A 16,438-nucleotide genomic window follows, 5' to 3' on the forward strand; every position below is an offset into this window, starting at 1 on the left:
ATGCGCGGCCACAGGATGAATCCCTCTCCCGGAGAGGGATTTTTCTTGTGCCTTTTCCCGACGGGGAATAAGGCCGGATTTATTATTGCATATCAATCGCATAGGACATATGTTGCCGGGGCAACGGGGCTTTTTCCGCCCCTTAATTTGTAAACCATAGCGTAAACCGGAAAAAAGATGAAAATTGCAAAAGCTACCATTACCGCGCTCCTTTACACCTCCAAGACCCTTGCCAACGGCGAACACCCCGTCATGATCCGGGTCTGTTACAACGGCAAACGTAAATACAAGAGTACGGGGCTCTCCTGCCCCGCAAAACTCTGGAATACGGCGAAACAGGAAGTACGCGGACGCCATCCCCTTTCGATGAATATGAACGCCCTTATCGAATCGGAACTGATGTGCCTGAAAAACAAGGTGCTGGATTACGAACGGCAGGGCATGGCCTATTCGGTGCAGAGCCTGCTCGAGGCTTCGGGGCGGAAACCGCCGTCGCGCAAAACGCTGGACGACCTGTTCGAAGAACGCATCGCCTATTTCAGGGACTCCATGCAGAAACACAATACGGCGGCCGGCTACCAGACGCTGCGGCATATTATCGGACGGTATTCCCAGAACCGGACGGTCGAGCTGTTCGACGTGGACAAGGCCTGGCTGCAGGATTTCGAACAGCACCTCCATACGCGCTACGCCGACACGAGCATAAAACGCTTCTTCAGCGCATTCAAGGCGCTGATGAATTACGCCTGCCAAAGCGGCCAACTGGCCGTAAGTCCGTTCCACGGGTTCCGCCTCAGCCGGAGGCTCGATGTCAGGACGGCCAAGCGGGCGCTGGAAACCGGGGAACTGGAGGCGATCGTACGTTACTACCTCGACACCTATTATTATAAGACGAACCGAAAGCCCGATGTAAAAACGATGCAGCGACGCTACTGGCGCAACCGTGTGTATGGGCCGGACGGCACCGTCAGGCAGGCCGCGATCGATGCCGAACAGTTTTCGCTCGCGCTGTTTATCTGCTCCTATATCTTCCAGGGGCTTGCCCTGGTCGACCTCGCCCGGCTGAAGTGGAAGGATATGGTCTGCATCGAAATTCCTGACAAGGAGAAATACGACCGGGATCGTACGACATACGGCCTGCGATATGCCGAGGTGCACAAGGCCACAGCCACGTTCTACGAAATCAACCTCGTCCGTGCCAAGACGCAACACCCGACACGGGTGCTGGTCGAACGGTCGGTGGCATGGCCCTACATGGTGCCGTTCTTAGGGCCGGGAAAGGCGCGGGGCAACGATTTCGTCTTTCCGATCTACTTCGACGAAGACCCTGTGCACCAGTTCGAGCGGATCACCTATGCGAACAACGTGATAAACCAAAGCCTGCAACGGGTTGCCAAACGCATCGGCCTCACGCGGAAAGTCACCTTCTATGCGGCACGCCATACCTATGCGTCCAGGCTCTACCATGCCGACGTTCCCCTGCCCCTGATCGCTCAGAACATGGGACGCAACCCCGCGGAGATCGAGACCTACCTCAAGGAGTTCGACACCGACAAGATTATCAGCGCCAACAAACGCATCTGGCAAATCCCCCGAACAGAACCGCTCGAAACGAATACCGGCGGATTGTAAACCGTCCAGTCAACCGGCTACTTCTTATTGCCATTAACAGACTGATAAACAAGGTCAAAATAATTATCCGCACTGTTCCTCACGGGAACAATGTTAGCCGGTGTCGGTTGTAAGGACTACGACGACGACATCGACCAACTTAACAACCGCCTCGACGAGTTGACCACCGGTAAAATTGCAACACTGGAGTCGCAGCTCGGTTCGTTGCAGACGGCCGTCGACAACCTGAAGAGTGCCGATGAAGCTCTCGGAAAACGGATCGACGATCTCAAGAGCGACGCTGATGCCAATGCCAAGGATATCGAGGCTTTGGAGAAGGCGCAGGGGCAGCTCCAGAAGGACATCGACGCCATCGAAAAAGACCTTGCGGACAATTATGTAACTAAGAGCTATCTGAACACGACGCTCTCTTCGTATGCAACTACCAAATATGTGGGTGACGCCGTAGCGGCTGTTACGAACAATCTTGGTAAATTCACGACGGAGAAGGCTATTCAGGATGCCATCAACGCAGCAAAGGACGCAGCTATCGCGGCTGCCGGCGACGCTTGCAAGGATGCATTCCAGACGTCGTTCAATGCTGCCGTCGCTTCGGCCAACCTCGTCAATGAGACCAAGTTGACCCAGGCGATCAACGACTACGACACCAAGATCAAGCAATACCTCGAGGATGCCATTACGAAAGAGGACGGTTTCATCAACAAGGCCATTGCCGAGGCTGTCAGCGATGCTGTCGCAGACCTGCAGGCTATGATCTCCGGTCGTCTGACCAGCGTGCTGCTGATCCCCGACCTGTATGTCAACGGCATCGAAACCATCGAGCTGAAATCGCTGTCTTACGAGGCATGGAAAGTAACCTCGAGCGCGTCGGCCGAGACCGTGACACAAGGTTCGACGACCTCGACGACTGCTGCTTCGGCTACTTCGGTACGCTACAACGTAAGCCCCTCGGTCGTTACGAAAGAGGATATCAAGGATCCCAGTTTCGTGTTCGAGAAGGCTGAAGTTCGCACGCGCGCTGCTGTCAGCGAGCAACTGCTGAACGTCGCTTCGTGGGATATCGCAGGCGGTGTGCTGACCGTAGACGTGAAGAAGACAGCAGGTACCGCTCTTACGCTGGATGCAAAACACATCTACACGGCTGCCCTGAAAGTGCCCCTCGCAGACAAATACCTCGGTGAAGGCGAAGTAGGCACTGCCGTATATTCGGACTATGTTGCGCTGACCGAAACGGCTATCGAGCCGAAAATCGCCGCCCTGATCGACCTGAACTCGGACAAGAGCGAGGACGGTGAATTCGAGTGCGATGAAGCAGCGGATCACTATCACTTCTCGGCTGATTATGAGGCTGCACAGGCTGCCGATCCTTCGTTCACCGAAGCATACAACAAGCCGATCGACCTGCTGTCGATGGTTACCGGTTGCTATATCGACGATGATGAAGCCAAAGAGATCACCAAGGAAGCGCTCAAGGCTGCCGGCCTCGAGTTCCGCTTCGTACTGCCGACCAAGCCTTACAAGGTAGGTGACAACGATACCGACCAGCAGAAATTCGCCAGCGTAGCCAATACGGACGGCGCGTGGACGCTGACCTCGAAACTGCCCGACGGCACGACTAACAACCAGGCTGCTATCGACAAGACGCCGATCGTACGTGTCGAGCTGGTTGACGTGAACAACAAGAACGCCGTCGTTGACGTTCGTTACTTCAAGGTACAGTGGCTGAAGGAGAAGATCGCTCCGGTTGACCTGAAGGTTCTCAAGACGTTCGACTACACGTTGACTTGCGATGCCTTCAAGGGTTCGTTCACTTGGGAAGAGATGGTTACCAAGGTACTTGGCAAACTCGGTGAGAACGGTCTGTCGCAGGCTGAGTTCATCGCAACCTATGCTGCTCCCGAAATCGCTGCTACCGATCATACCGTAGGTACCGTGGCCCAGGCCGCTGCTGACGGTGTCGAGCTGCTTTACAACTTCGACGCTACTGCTGCCGAGTCCGCTGCCGCCTTCACCTGGACGCTGACGCCCGAGCAGATCGGCAACGTGATCGCCGACCTGATTGCTGGCAAGGAAGTGAAGAAGGTTGTCAATGTGACGATCCCTGCACAGAACGTATACCAGGGCAAACTGACCTTCTCGTTCGTTGTGAACATCAAGAAGCCGACCCTGCCTTCGATCTACGGTTACGACTCTTCGTTCTGGCACTCCGATTACACGCTGGCTTATGTTTACCCGATCCAGTACAATACGCCCGGTGCATATGCGACCTGCGCATACCGCTATGAACTCGACCGTCTGTTCGCCGACAGCAAGCCCGTCACGAACCTGCTGCCCTGCGGCAAATGGGATATCCAGTTCGCCAAGAAGCAGCCTGCTACGGGTTACGCTCCCGCACTGACGGGTGCCGAACCTGCCGGTGAAACCGACGTGACGGGTTATACGCTGAAGAAGGGTGTTATGGATGCCGTCAAGCTCAACTACAACGGTATGGGTGACAACTGGTATGCTCCCGCAACCACGAACCCGGGTGCCGTCAATACCGCCGCCGCTGCCGACATCACCGTACAGGTGCTCAACAACGAAGCCGGTATCGGGATACTGAAGCAGCAGGCAACGCTCAAGGTATGGGCTGCGATCAACCCCTTTAACCACATCGAGCTGACGGACTTCAACGTATATTTCGTCGAGCCTCTGAAGATCAACACCGAGCTGACCGACGCCTATTTCGTAGACCAGATCATCAGCGGTTCCGAGGTTGACTGCTCGAAGGCCTTCACCATGACCGACTTCAAGGACTACATCGTGGCTGAGGTGACGACCGGTACGGACGAGAAGGAGAAATATGCTTCCGACCTCTATGCTTACTATGCAGTGAATGCCCCCGCATGGGATCTGGCCAATGCCAAGACCAACCTGAAGAAAGATGCCAGCGGCAACTACGTAGTGGACGGGACGATCACGGCACAGACCGCCACGATCAAGGCTGAAGACCGTTTCGGTGTGAACTGCATCACCAAGGTTGGTTCGAAGCTCGTCTTCAAGAACATCAACGGCGTGAAGGTCGAGAAGACCGTGAAGCTCTTCATCCCGGTTACCGTTAGCCACAAGTGGGGCACGATGACCGCCAACGTGACGATCGAGCTGCACCCTGAAGAGCCTGCTAACTAATTCTGATCCTTTCCGCGGAATCCGGCGCTGCCTCGCAGCAGCGCCGGGAACCCGGGAAATACTCCCTAAGGCAGGGGTCGCACATCCCAAATTTTTTTGGTAACAACAACTCCCACTTTCAAGTAAAACTCCTGCCTGCGGCAGACCGAAGAGGCGCGGTCTGCCGCTTTTTTTATGCCCGGAAGTTTCCCTGCGTTCTCTCGATCCGCATTGTGGGTTCGTTACCCTGGAGCCCGTTTTTTTCGGGGATTGAGGCTTTTGTGCGGCTCCCGTTTCTCGTGTGGTTCGCGGTTCTCGCGCGGATTGCGGCTTTCGGGCGATCGCAGGGCTGCGGGCGCGGAGTGCCCTGGTATTTATGAAATATCCGTCGTTGCATCGGGCAGCGGCGGATATTCCTGTCTATTTCGGGCTGTTGGCCGGTCGGGGATGATGGACGAAAAGCAGCCGGGATCTGCGGATCCCGGCTGCTTTGCTATTCGGTTAGTGTGTCGTAAATTTTTCTTTCGCCCGTTATTTCGCCTTTGCGGCCTTTGCCGCCACAGCCTTGTCCAGTTCGATGATGAAATCCGAGAGGACGTTCATGTAGTTGATGAAAGCGTCGTAGGCCGAATCGTAGGGGTTGAAATAGGAGTGTACGTCACCGTCCGAGAGCCATTTGGTAGCCATGTAGTAGAAATGGTCGGAGGTCTGCATGAAACTCCACACATAGTCGAAGTCGGGGCTTTTCAGTGCCGCGATCTTCTCCTTCTGGGCGTAGAGCTTCGAGAACGCTTCGTTCTGCAACTCGTTGCCGAGCCATGCCGTCACGTCGCGCTCCTCGTCGGCCCACGACATCACGTGCGGACAGTGGAGTACTGCTACGGGCTGGTGTTTCTTGGCGGCTTCGGTGACGGTCGCGAACTCCAGACCGTTTTTCTTGGCGAGGATTGCCTTCGGCAGCGCGCGCATGAACTCGAAGATTCCCGTGTCGGCGGTCTGGTGTTCGCCGAAAGTTTCATAGTCCATGAAGAGGTTGATGACCTCGCCCGGAGTATCGTCCGAAGCGAGCCATTTCACATATTTGTCCGCCGTCAGCGGCCATTCGTTCCAACTGCGGTTCGAGAAGCGGAAGGCGATGTCGTCCGAGAGTTTGTAGTTGCGCAGCAGCAGGCGCAGCTTCTGGTTGACGGCGTTGGCGTATACATAGTTGGGCGATTTCCAGCCCAGCACGTGTTTGGCGCCTTCAGCCAGCATCGTACGAAAGCCCATTTCGGCCACGGCGGCGCCGATGTCGTCGGAGTAGATCAGCTCCGTATTGCGGAAGGCGGTCGGTTTCACCCCGAATTCCTTTTTTATGAGCGCCGTGTGGAGCTTTACCTGTTCGGTGAAATCCTCCTTCGAAGCCAGCGAGGCCAGCGAGTGGGAGTAAGTCTCGGCGAGGAACTCCACGCAACCCGTGGCGGCCAGTTCCTTGAACGATTCGAGGACTTCGGGCGCATAGGTGCGGAACTGTTCGATGGCGATGCCCGTGATCGAGAACGAGCAGCGGAACTTACCCTTGTTTTCCCGGATGAGCTTCAGCAGCAGGGCATTCATCGGCAGGTAGCACTGCCGGGCGACTTTCTGCATGATGGAGCGGTTCAGCAGGTCGTCCAGATAGTTGTGGTCCTTGCCCATGTTGAAGAAGCGGTACTTCTTCAGTCGCCAGGGCTGGTGTACCTGAAAATATAAGCAGACGGTTTTCATAGGGTAGCTATTTTATTGTTTTTTATTCTCTTCGATCACCGCTTCGTATACGGTTTTGATTTTGGCTGCGGCATCGTTCCATTTCAGGTTCGTGACCTCTTCCAGGCCTTTCGAGGCGAACATTCCCGCCAGCGCCGGGTACTGGATCAGCCCGTAGATGGCATCGGCCAGGGCGTCGACATCCCAATAGTCGACCTTCACGGCATAGTCGAGTACTTCGGCCACGCCGCTCTGTTTGGAGATGATCACCGGGACGTTCGAACGCATTGCCTCGAGGGGCGATATGCCGAACGGCTCCGAGACCGACGGCATGACGTAGACATCCGACAACTGGAACATCTTGTGTACGTCCTCGCCGCGCAGGAATCCGGTGAAGTGGAACCTGTCGGCGATACCCAGCCGCGCCACGCGGCGGATGACATGGTTCATCATGTCGCCCGAGCCGGCCATCACGAAACGTACGTTGGGGACTTTCTTCAGCACCTTGGCCGCGGCTTCGACGAAATAGTCGGGCCCTTTCTGGTAGGTGATACGCCCCAGGAACGTGACGATCTTGTCGTCCACGCCCCGTTCGGGCATTTTGCACTGGCCTGCGGCGAACCGCACGGCATTGTGTACCGTCACGACCTTGTCGGCCGGGACGCCGTAGCGGTTGATGACGATGTTGCGCGTGAGGTTCGAAACGGCGATCACCCGGTCTGCGGCATGCATGCCTGCACGTTCGATGGCGTAGACCTGCGTGTTGACGTTCTCGCCGCTGCGGTCGTATTCCGTGGCGTGCATATGCACGACCAGCGGCTTGCCCGATACGCGCTTGGCGGCGATACCGGCGTAGTAGGTGAGCCAGTCGTGGGCGTGGATCACGTCGAACTGCCCTTCGAGGTCTTTGGCCACCTGTGCTGCGACCACGGCATAGCGGGCGACCTCCTCCATAAGGTTGGCGCCGTACTTGCCCGAGAAGGTATAGCGTTGTTTCCAGGCATCGGTCGTCGACCAGACTTTCTGTCCGGATTTGACGTAGCGCTCCTGGTACTGTTCATACTCTTCGGGGGAGATATAAGGTACCATGTTCGAGTCGATGTGGATGAACGACATCTTCTCGAGAATGTCGTCCGCGCCGCTTCCCGTGGATCCGTAAAGCGCCTCCACGTCACTGGCATTCAGGACGTGCGTGAAACGCTGATCCTCGTCGCCGTAGGCGTGGGGTACTACGAATGTTACGTCGACATCGTTGCGTGCCAGCCCGCGGGTCATCCCGTAACATGCCGTTCCCAAACCACCCGCGATGTGGGGCGGGAACTCCCAACCGAACATTAAAACTCTCATAACTATATCCTTGTTTTGCAATTTTTACCTATCCTCTCACAGGAACGCCCCGGCTCACGGCCACAAGCCGCGGTTGCAAGTCCGGACGCCCCGGAATCCCGCCTTGGCAGGATTTTCCTCCCCTCACAACTTGTTATTTCCCAGCCTTTATCTTTTTTGTCGCGGCCTTTGTCGCAGCCGGCTTTTTTCCTGTCGGTTTCTTCTCCGCACTCTTTTTCGCTGCGGGTTTCTTTTCTGCGGCCTCTTTTGCGACGGCCGTCTTTGCCGCGGTTTTCCTGGCGGTGCTTTTCGCCGCCTTCGCGGTTTTGCTTTCCCGGGCCTCCTCCTGCGTGCGCTCGCGGATCATGCTGTGGATATTGAGCACGGCCCCGACGCTCCACGCCTGCGAGATAGCCCCGCGCGATGCATAGGGCGGGTCGGCATCGTAGAGCTCGCAAATCGACCCGATGCCGTAGCTCTGGATGTCCTCGTCGAAATTGGCGAGTATCTCCCGGGCCTGCGGCAGGAATACGTCCCTGTCGATATCGAAACATGCCTTGACGTAGAATTGCAGCAGCCACGGCCATGCCGAACCGTTCTTGCCCGCGAAATCGCGTTCTGCGGGCGATCCTCCCTCCAGCGAACCTTTGTAGAGCAGGTTGCGGGGCGAGAGTGTCCGCAGCCCCTTGGGGGTGAGCAGGTGCTGGCGCACGGTGCGGATCACCTCCAGCTGCAACTCCTCGTCGAGCATCTTGTAATTCAGCCCGCAGGCGACGATCATGTTGGGGCGCGTCGATTTGTCGGGCCCGTCCGTCCCTACGAAATCGGCCAGATAACCTTCCGGCAGGCGGAACAGTTCGACGAACGACGTCTGCGTGCGTGCCGGGAGCGACTCCCAGGCCTTGACGAAGGCTTTGTCTGCGTGTTTGCCGGCCAGTTCGAGCGCATAACATACGGCGTTGTACCACAAGGCGTTTACCTCCACCTGGTAGCCGTTGCGCGGGGTGACGGGGCGGCCGTCGATCACGGCATTCATCCACGTCATCGGGATGTCGTCCGCAGCGGCCCACACCAGTCCGTTGTCATGCAGCGCGACGCGGCCGCCGACTCCCCGGCGGTAGCTCTCCAGAATATCTTTCATGGCCGGGCCGTAGGCTTTCCATATCTGCTTGCCGCCCACTTCCCGTTCGAGTTGCTGGAGCGTCCAGAAGAACCACAGCGGGGCATCTGCCGCGACGGCCGCCGAGGCGTTGCCCGTGAACATGCCGTCGCGCATTTCGCGCACCAGCGTGTCGAGGGCGTCGATACAGTCCTCCTTATGCCCCTGTTCGAGCGTGATGCCCGGGAGCGATACGAAGGTCTGGCGCCCTGAAACCCCGTGCCACGGGTAGCCCGACACCACTTCGGTGCGGTCGCCGGGACGCCGGATGACGAATTGCCGCGCCGAATGCTCCAGGCAGCTGATGAAGTCGATCTTGTGCGTGCGCCGGGCGATGGATGCGGCGAATACCTCTTCGATGGTCTTGACCGAACCCATTTCGTCGAGCGAAGCCGAGAAGATGATGCTTTCGCCCTTCTTGAGTTCCGTTTCGAAATAGCCCGTCGTGAGCAGGTCTTCGTAACCGTCGTAACCGCGCGCCAGATCCTGCTGGTATTCGAATCCGTAGTACCAGTCGGGTGCGGGCACGAACTCCGCGCCGGGCTTGCTGGTTTGCAGGTATAGCCACGGGAACGACCCGTAGAGGCGGCATTTCACGCCGTTGACCGCCGGGTAGGAGTGCCCGTCGGCATCCATGTTGGCATGCGTCAGCGCATGTTTGTCGCGAAAGGCAAGGAAGGGCCGCAGCCGCAGGTACGTTTCCGAATGCGCATCGACGAGCGTATAGCGGATCATCAGCTGCGTGCGCTTGTGTATCCACAGCATCTCCTTCCGCAGGATCACGCCGCCCACGCGGTAGGTGATCGTGGGGGTCGGCGTATATTTGAAATCGGTGATATACTTGTGTCCGCGCGGCTCGTATACCCCCTTGAAGCGGTGCAGGGCCAGGTTGAATGTCTGGTCGTGCTGGACGATGGTTTCGTCGAGCGACGAGAGCAGGACATACGTCCTGTCGCTGTCGTCGATGGGCGCTACCATCAGGCCGTGGTAGCGGCGGGTGTTGCAGCAGACGATAGTCGTGCTCATATATCCGCCGATACGGTCTGTGGAGAGCATTTCGCGCTGGAGCGAATACTCCAGGTTGCCCAATTCGCTTTTGTCGAAAGTAAGTGCTGACATGTCCTTCAAAAAAATACGGTTCGTTCTATAAAGATAGCTGAATTTTCATGAAAAGACAATCGCATTTCCGAAAATTCATATCTTTTTTACATTATTAGGCCCAAATTCGCTAAGCCCATTTTACCAATGCAAAATCCATGCGATGGGGCAGGTGCGGGTTCTCCGGGAAAATACGCAGCGCCACGTCGAACGTGCCGGCTTCGTCGGGCGTATAATCCAGTGCGTAGGTAACGCGGCTGCCTTCGGTCTTGGTGTGCTTGAGCCCGATCGTGCGCATCACGTTGGCATTCTGCCCGCCGACGATCTGCTGTGCGATGACCATCTCCACGCCGATGTCCTCGGGACGCAGGCTGACGATGTCCACGGTCACTTCGAAATGGTACTTTTCGCCTACGAAGATCGCCTTGTTGTCGATTTTCACACGCTGTACGTCGATCACACGGATCTGATCCCATACCGACGAGACCTTGCGTTTCCATGCCGCGATCTCGCGGGCCAGCTTGTAGCCGCCTTCGACGATCCGGTGCTTGCGTGCCGCGAGCTTGTTGTAGAACCGCTCCTCGTAGTCGTTGAGCATGCGGTTGGTCGTGAAATTCGATGCGATGTCGGCGACGCATTTCTTGACCGACTCCACCCATGCGTGGGGTACGCCGTCCTTGTCGCGGTCGTAGTATTTCGGGACGATCTGCTCCTCGATGGTGTTGTAGATCATTTCGGCGTCGAGCTCGTCCTGATAGTGCTGGTCGGCGAAGGTGCGCTCCATGGGCAGCATCCATCCGGCGCCCTCCTTGTAGCCTTCGACCCACCATCCGTCGAGCACCGAGAATTGCAGCACGCCGTTCATGACGCACTTCTCGCCCGACGTACCCGAAGCTTCGAGCGGACGGGTCGGGGTGTTGAGCCATACGTCGACGCCCTGCACCATGCGGCGTGCCAGCTCCATGTCGTAATTCTGCAGGAAGAGGATCTTGCCCACGAACTGCGGCATGGCGGCCACTTCGACGATACGTTTGATGAGGTCTTGCCCCGGCTTGTCGTTGGGGTGGGCCTTGCCGGCGAAGATGAACTGCACGGGGCGCTCCTTGTTGTTCACGATGGCCGAGAGCCGGTCGAGGTTCGTGAAGAGCAGGTAGGCGCGCTTATAGGTTGCGAAGCGGCGTGCGAAACCGATGGTCAGCACGTCGGGCTTGATGCCCTCTATGACCTGCAGCATCTGGCGCGGCGAGTCGAGCCGCACCTGGCTGGGGTCGCTGTAACGCTTGCGGATGTGCTTGATGAGCTTGTTCTTGAGGTGCATGCGCTCGGCCCACAGTTCCCCGTCGGGGATGTTGTGGACTTTCTGCCATGCCGGGATGTCGTAGGCGTGCCCCTCGAATCCGTCGGCGAAATAGCGGGCGTAGAGGCGGCGCAGGCTGGTCGCGATCCAGGTCGGGAAATGCACGCCGTTTGTGACATAGCCGATGTGGAGTTCGTTCTTGAAGTAACCCGGCCACATGTTGCCCAGGATCTCCTTCGACACCTCGCCGTGGAGCCACGACACGCCGTTGACCTCCTGCGAGAGGTTGCAGGCCAGCACCGACATCGAGAACTTTTCATTGGGGTCGTTGGGGTTGGTCTTGCCCAGGTTGATGTACTGCTCCCAGGTGATGCCCAGCACGTCGGGGTAGTGCGACATGTACTGGCGGATCATCGACTCGGGGAAGGCGTCGTGCCCGGCGGGCACGGGGGTATGCGTCGTGAAGAGCGACGAGGAGCGGATCACCTCCAGCGCCTCCGAGAAGGAGAGCTTCTTGTGGTTCACCAGGTCGCGGATGCGCTCGATGCCGATGAACGCGGCATGTCCTTCGTTGCAATGGAACACATCGTGCTTGATGCCCAATGCGCGCAGTGCGCGGATACCGCCGATACCGAGCAGGATTTCCTGCTTGAGGCGGTTCTCCCAGTCGCCGCCGTAGAGGTAGTGGGTGATCTGGCGGTCTTCCTCGAGGTTGGCCTCGAAATCCGTGTCGAGCAGGTAGAGATCCGTGCGGCCGACCTGGCATTTCCAGACGCGCGCCGAAAGCGTACGCCCCGGGAAGGCGATGGTGATGGTCAGCCAGTTGCCGGCCTCGTCGCGCACGGGCGAGATCGGGAGTTTATAGAAATTCTGTGCCTCGTAGGTCGCCTCCTGCGCCCCCTGTGCCGAAAGACGCTGCGTGAAGTAACCGTACCGGTAAAGCAGGCCCACGGCTGCCATCGGGACGTTCTTGTCCGAGGCCTCCTTGAGGTAGTCGCCCGCGAGTATGCCCAGGCCGCCCGAGTAGATCTTGAGCGACGAGTGCAGGCCGTATTCCATTGAAAAGTACGAAATCGTGGGGATCTTCGGGTCGGGCTTTTCGTTCATATAGTCGCGGAACTGCGCATATACGGCGTCGAGCTGCCCGAGGAAAGCCTCGTCGCGTTCGAGCCCCTTCATGCGTTCCACGCTCAGTTTGTCGAGGAAAGCGATCGGGTTGCGCTCGCATTCGGCCCAGAGTGCCGGGTCGATGCCTTCGAACAGGTCGCGGGGCCCGGGGTTCCAGCACCACCAGAGGTTGCGCGAAAGCTCTTCCAGGGCATGCAGGCGCTTGGGCAGGGTCTTGTCGACCATCATGCGGTTCCAGTTGGGTTTCTCGGCGAAGAGCTGCTGGCGCACGAAGTTGATCTGCTCGTTGCGGGCGTTGCCTTCGTCGAGCACCGCACGGTTGGTGCGGATCACCGAACTTTCGACAGCCTCGGAATAGGCCTGTTCGTAGGCGGCGAAAAGGTGCTCCCAAAGCGCTGTTTCAGATATCTCGTAGGCCGAAACGCGCATCTCGGAAACATGCTTCTCGTCCAGCGCGCTGAAGCGCAGCAGCGAGTCGGCGATCTTCTCCTCGACCTCCTTGTCGTTGTAGTCGTCGCGGCGGATGACCTCCACGCCCAGGTGCTCGCGATGCTTGTCGACCCACAGCCCGAACCCTGCGAGGGTCGTCGTGATGGTCGGCACCGAGAATGCCACCGATTCGAGCGGCGTATAGCCCCACGGTTCGTAGTAGGAAGGGAAGACCGTGATGTCCATACCGACGAGCAGTTCGTAGTAATCCTTGTTGAAGATGCCGTCGGCCTTGTTCAGGTAGGTCGGCACGAAGATCACCTTCACCTTCGAATCGTCGGTCGTGAGGATGCTGCCGTTCAGGGCGTTCACGATCGGGTCGCTGTTCTGGTATTCGAGGTAGTGGGTCGAATACTTGTATTGTCCGCCGTCGATCGGGCTGGCCGGGTCGGCCAGATGCGCCTGCAAGTCCGCGCGCGGGCCGCGGTTGCCGGCCGGAACGGTGATGTAGGCCAGAACCTCGCGTTTGAGGCGGTCGGAAGCGGCCAATTTCTTGAGCGATTCGATGAATACGTCGAGGCCCTTGTTGCGGAATTCGTAGCGGCCGCTGGTGCCGACGATCAGCGGTTCCTTCCGGAACTTGTGCCCGAGGCAGGCCTCGGCCACCGAGATCATTGCCGTGCGGGCTTCGGCACGCTTGGCGTCGTACTCCTCGCCCGTCCATACAAAGTCGTTTTCGAACCCGTTGGGCGTGATGCCGTCCGGTTCGCGTCCCAGCAGGTATTTGCATTCGTTGGCCGTGATGTCGCTGACCGTGAGGAAGGCGTCGTGGTACGTGGCGGCCATCTTCTCGATCGAGTGTTTGGCCACTACGTTGAACCGCCGTGCCAGTTCGTCGGCATTGAACTTGGCCAGGTCGTTGTAGAGCGGCAGGCCGTTACCGGCGATGCAGCGCCCCATGACCGTGGCGTGCGTCGTGAAGAGCGTGGCCACATAGGGGGCGTGTTTGCGCAGGTGGAGTCCCCCTGCGGCAGTCATCCACTCGTGGAAATGCGCGGCGATCTTGTCCGTCGCATTGCAGAAATTGTCGACATACGAGGCGATGACCATGCCCGCGGCATAGCCGAAGAGCACGGGTTCGATGTAATCCCACTGTCCCGAGAGCGAATCCACGTGGTACGTCTCCCAGAGTTTCTTGAGTATTTCGTCCTTGCGGGGGATCAGCGAAGTGAAGTCCACCAGGATCACCGTCGGCTCGCCCTTGATCTTCCAGTGCCCCACGCGGATCCGGAGCCCGTCGCTGTATACGCTCTGGCGCCATGCTTTCAGCATGTTGGGGTCTTCCTCGAATTCGGGGTTCGCCCCCTCGTGCTGGAGGTCGGGCCCGATGAGGATATAGCGGTCGGCGAATTTCCGGGTTGCGGTCTGTGCTTTGGTCGAGATGACGGTATGGATGCCGCCGACCTTGTTGCAGACCTCCCAGCTCACCTCGAAAAGGTAGTCGGGAGTCAGTTTTGCATTACTCATATCTGTCGTGCTTGTTTGTAATTTACTCGATGAATCGGTTGAAAACCGCTGCAAAGGTAATACTTATATTTATATAAAACAACCTTGTTCGATTAATTAGTAAAAATATTTAATAATAACTTAACATTTCTGTTTCACATCGTTGCATGTCGTGTTATGTTTCGAAAAGTGCCCCGATCACGGCATCCGAAATCAGGAATTTTTCCGGCGGGAGGGCCATCCGCCCCCGGGCTATGCGGAGCGTACCCGAACGGAGGAACGGTGCTGCCTCTTCCTGCATCCGCGCCAGCCGTTTTGCTCCGAAACGTGCCGCGGCCTCTTCCAGATCGATCCCCTCGGCCGTCCGGAGCGCCGTCATGACATATTCGTTGAACCGGTCGCGTCGGGTCAGCACTTCCTTCCCGGCTGGAGCGCCTGCTATGTATTTTTCCACTGAACTGGCGTTCCAGTGCCTTTCTTCGCCGTCGAACGAGTGGGCTGCGGGCCCGATGCCGAGGTATTTCGTCCCATGCCAGTAGGAGGCGTTGTGACGGGCTCGAAATCCCGGCAGGGCATAGTTCGAAACCTCGTAATGCTCGAATCCGGCGGCCGTAAGCGTATCGTGCACCGTGAGGAACTCCTCCTCGCTGACCTCTTCGTCCACGGCGCGAAACTCGCCCCGTGCCGCACGGCGGCCGAAGGCCGTATCGGGTTCGATGGTCAAATGGTATGCCGAAATGTGCTGTACGCCGAGCGACAGCACTCCGTCGAGCGATCTTTTCAACGAATCCCCGCCGAAGCCGGGAATGCCGAAGATCAGGTCGGCGGTGATGTTCCTGAACCCGGCGCGTTGTGCCGCCCGCACCGCACCGATGGCTTGCGCCGCCGTATGGCGGCGGTTCATCAGCTTCAGGCACCTGTCGTCGAACGACTGGATGCCGATCGACAGCCGGTCTATGCCCGCTTCGCGCAGCCCGTCGAGGTAATTTTCCGTCAGGTCGTCGGGGTTGGCCTCGAGGGTGGTTTCCGTGGTGCCGGAGCAGTCGAACAGCAGCGCGGCATGATCCAGCAGTCCTTTCAGCGCGGCGGGTGCGTAGAGCGAAGGCGTGCCGCCGCCGAAATAGCGGGTCGTGACCGCTTCGCCGCGCAGGTAATCCTGCCGTTCGTCCAGTTCGCGGTGCATGGCGGCTGTCACGCCGTCCATCTGCTCCAGCCGGGCGCTCTTGTAGAAGTCGCAGTAGGCGCAGATGCGTTTGCAGAACGGTATGTGGAAATAGAGTCCGGCCATGGCCTATCCGAGTTTTCGGGGAGCAGGAGTTTCCGCCGGTTCGGCGGCGAGCGCCTTTATCGCCTTTACGGTTTTCCGTCCGTATCTGTTGAACGTAAATATTCCCCCTGCGATGTTATACCACGGATCGTAGACCAGGGCCCACCGGATTTCATCGTTTCTCCAGCTCAAGATCAGCAAGTCGCAGTCCAGATAGGGGATGCCCTTTCGGTTTGCGGCCTGCAAATAACGCTGATTGTCGTATTCGATCCTCCATCCCTCGTCGGACAGCAGTTTCCGGATCTGATCTTTCAGTCCGTCGGGTTGCCCGGAGAGCGGGATACTCTTGAACTTCAGTTTCCTGCGTTGTAACACATGGAGGGCAACGCCCGCGCCGAACAGCAGGAGCGCGGCCAGCCAATACCGATCCCGAAATCCCTGAATGAGGTTGCGGATAAAATAACAGGAGAAGAATATCCCGGAAATAATTAACAGGATGGAGAAACAATGGTAGTTTACCCATTCGATCGAAAACGGTTTCAGGCAGATCCTGTCGTGGCGTATTTTTATCGGGCGCATTATAATGATAACGATGTTTTGTATAAGGGCTGATTAATCAAAGATAGGAAAAATTCCCGGATGTCGTCCCTTTCCGCCCCGGTTTTTTCGGTGCCCGTGCGTCGGGCCCGGCTGCCGGATCGGATTTACGGAAAATACCTCCGGT

General features: G+C 57.9%; 8 protein-coding genes. 2 read left to right on the top strand and 6 right to left on the bottom strand.

Annotated elements, in window-relative coordinates:
- Positions 1 to 177 precede the first annotated feature (177 nt).
- Positions 178 to 1,632, top strand: a complete 1,455-nt coding sequence (locus NQ559_RS07980) for a site-specific integrase (protein ID WP_018696264.1) — start codon at positions 178 to 180, stop codon at positions 1,630 to 1,632.
- A 90-nt stretch (positions 1,633 to 1,722) separates the two neighbouring features.
- Entirely contained in the window at positions 1,723 to 4,800 is a 3,078-nt protein-coding gene (locus tag NQ559_RS07985) for a hypothetical protein (protein WP_018696263.1), read from the top strand.
- 510 nt (positions 4,801 to 5,310) lie between these two features.
- Here NQ559_RS07985 and NQ559_RS07990 read toward each other — a convergent pair.
- The 6 genes from NQ559_RS07990 to NQ559_RS08015 all read right to left on the bottom strand — a co-directional run bounded on the left by NQ559_RS07990 (position 5,311) and on the right by NQ559_RS08015 (position 16,293).
- On the bottom strand, positions 5,311 to 6,525 hold the full coding sequence (locus NQ559_RS07990) for a glycoside hydrolase family 57 protein (RefSeq protein WP_018696262.1): 1,215 nt from the start codon (positions 6,523 to 6,525) through the stop codon (positions 5,311 to 5,313).
- 12 nt (positions 6,526 to 6,537) lie between these two features.
- Positions 6,538 to 7,851 carry a glycosyltransferase family 4 protein gene (locus NQ559_RS07995; protein WP_022333955.1) on the bottom strand — a complete coding sequence of 438 codons (1,314 nt, stop codon included), beginning with the start codon at positions 7,849 to 7,851 and terminating at the stop codon, positions 6,538 to 6,540.
- A gap of 133 nt (positions 7,852 to 7,984) precedes the next feature.
- Positions 7,985 to 10,108 carry a glycogen debranching enzyme N-terminal domain-containing protein gene (locus tag NQ559_RS08000; RefSeq protein ID WP_051087694.1) on the bottom strand — a complete coding sequence of 708 codons (2,124 nt, stop codon included), beginning with the start codon at positions 10,106 to 10,108 and terminating at the stop codon, positions 7,985 to 7,987.
- Positions 10,109 to 10,217: 109 nt separating this feature from the next.
- A complete protein-coding gene (glgP, locus tag NQ559_RS08005; RefSeq protein WP_018696259.1) occupies positions 10,218 to 14,468 on the bottom strand; it encodes an alpha-glucan family phosphorylase in 4,251 nt (1,416 codons plus the stop codon).
- 154 nt (positions 14,469 to 14,622) lie between these two features.
- Positions 14,623 to 15,735 carry a radical SAM family heme chaperone HemW gene (gene hemW, locus NQ559_RS08010; RefSeq protein WP_018696258.1) on the bottom strand — a complete coding sequence of 371 codons (1,113 nt, stop codon included), beginning with the start codon at positions 15,733 to 15,735 and terminating at the stop codon, positions 14,623 to 14,625.
- 3 nt (positions 15,736 to 15,738) lie between these two features.
- A complete protein-coding gene (locus tag NQ559_RS08015) occupies positions 15,739 to 16,293 on the bottom strand; it encodes a hypothetical protein (protein ID WP_018696257.1) in 555 nt (184 codons plus the stop codon).
- Positions 16,294 to 16,438 lie beyond the last annotated feature (145 nt).

It is taken from the genome of Alistipes onderdonkii, assembly GCF_025145285.1.
GTDB classification, from domain to species: Bacteria; Bacteroidota; Bacteroidia; order Bacteroidales; family Rikenellaceae; genus Alistipes; species Alistipes onderdonkii.

Excerpts from the sequence above, each read along its gene's own strand:
- glgP (WP_018696259.1), bottom strand. The coding sequence starts at position 14,468 with ATGAGTAATGCAAAACTGACTCCCGACTACCTTTTCGAGGTGAGCTGG.
- hemW (WP_018696258.1), bottom strand. The coding sequence starts at position 15,735 with ATGGCCGGACTCTATTTCCACATACCGTTCTGCAAACGCATCTGCGCC.
- NQ559_RS07995 (WP_022333955.1), bottom strand. The coding sequence starts at position 7,851 with ATGAGAGTTTTAATGTTCGGTTGGGAGTTCCCGCCCCACATCGCGGGT.
- NQ559_RS07985 (WP_018696263.1), top strand. The coding sequence starts at position 1,723 with ATGTTAGCCGGTGTCGGTTGTAAGGACTACGACGACGACATCGACCAA.
- NQ559_RS07990 (WP_018696262.1), bottom strand. The coding sequence starts at position 6,525 with ATGAAAACCGTCTGCTTATATTTTCAGGTACACCAGCCCTGGCGACTG.
- NQ559_RS08000 (WP_051087694.1), bottom strand. The coding sequence starts at position 10,108 with ATGTCAGCACTTACTTTCGACAAAAGCGAATTGGGCAACCTGGAGTAT.
- NQ559_RS07980 (WP_018696264.1), top strand. The coding sequence starts at position 178 with ATGAAAATTGCAAAAGCTACCATTACCGCGCTCCTTTACACCTCCAAG.
- NQ559_RS08015 (WP_018696257.1), bottom strand. The coding sequence starts at position 16,293 with ATGCGCCCGATAAAAATACGCCACGACAGGATCTGCCTGAAACCGTTT.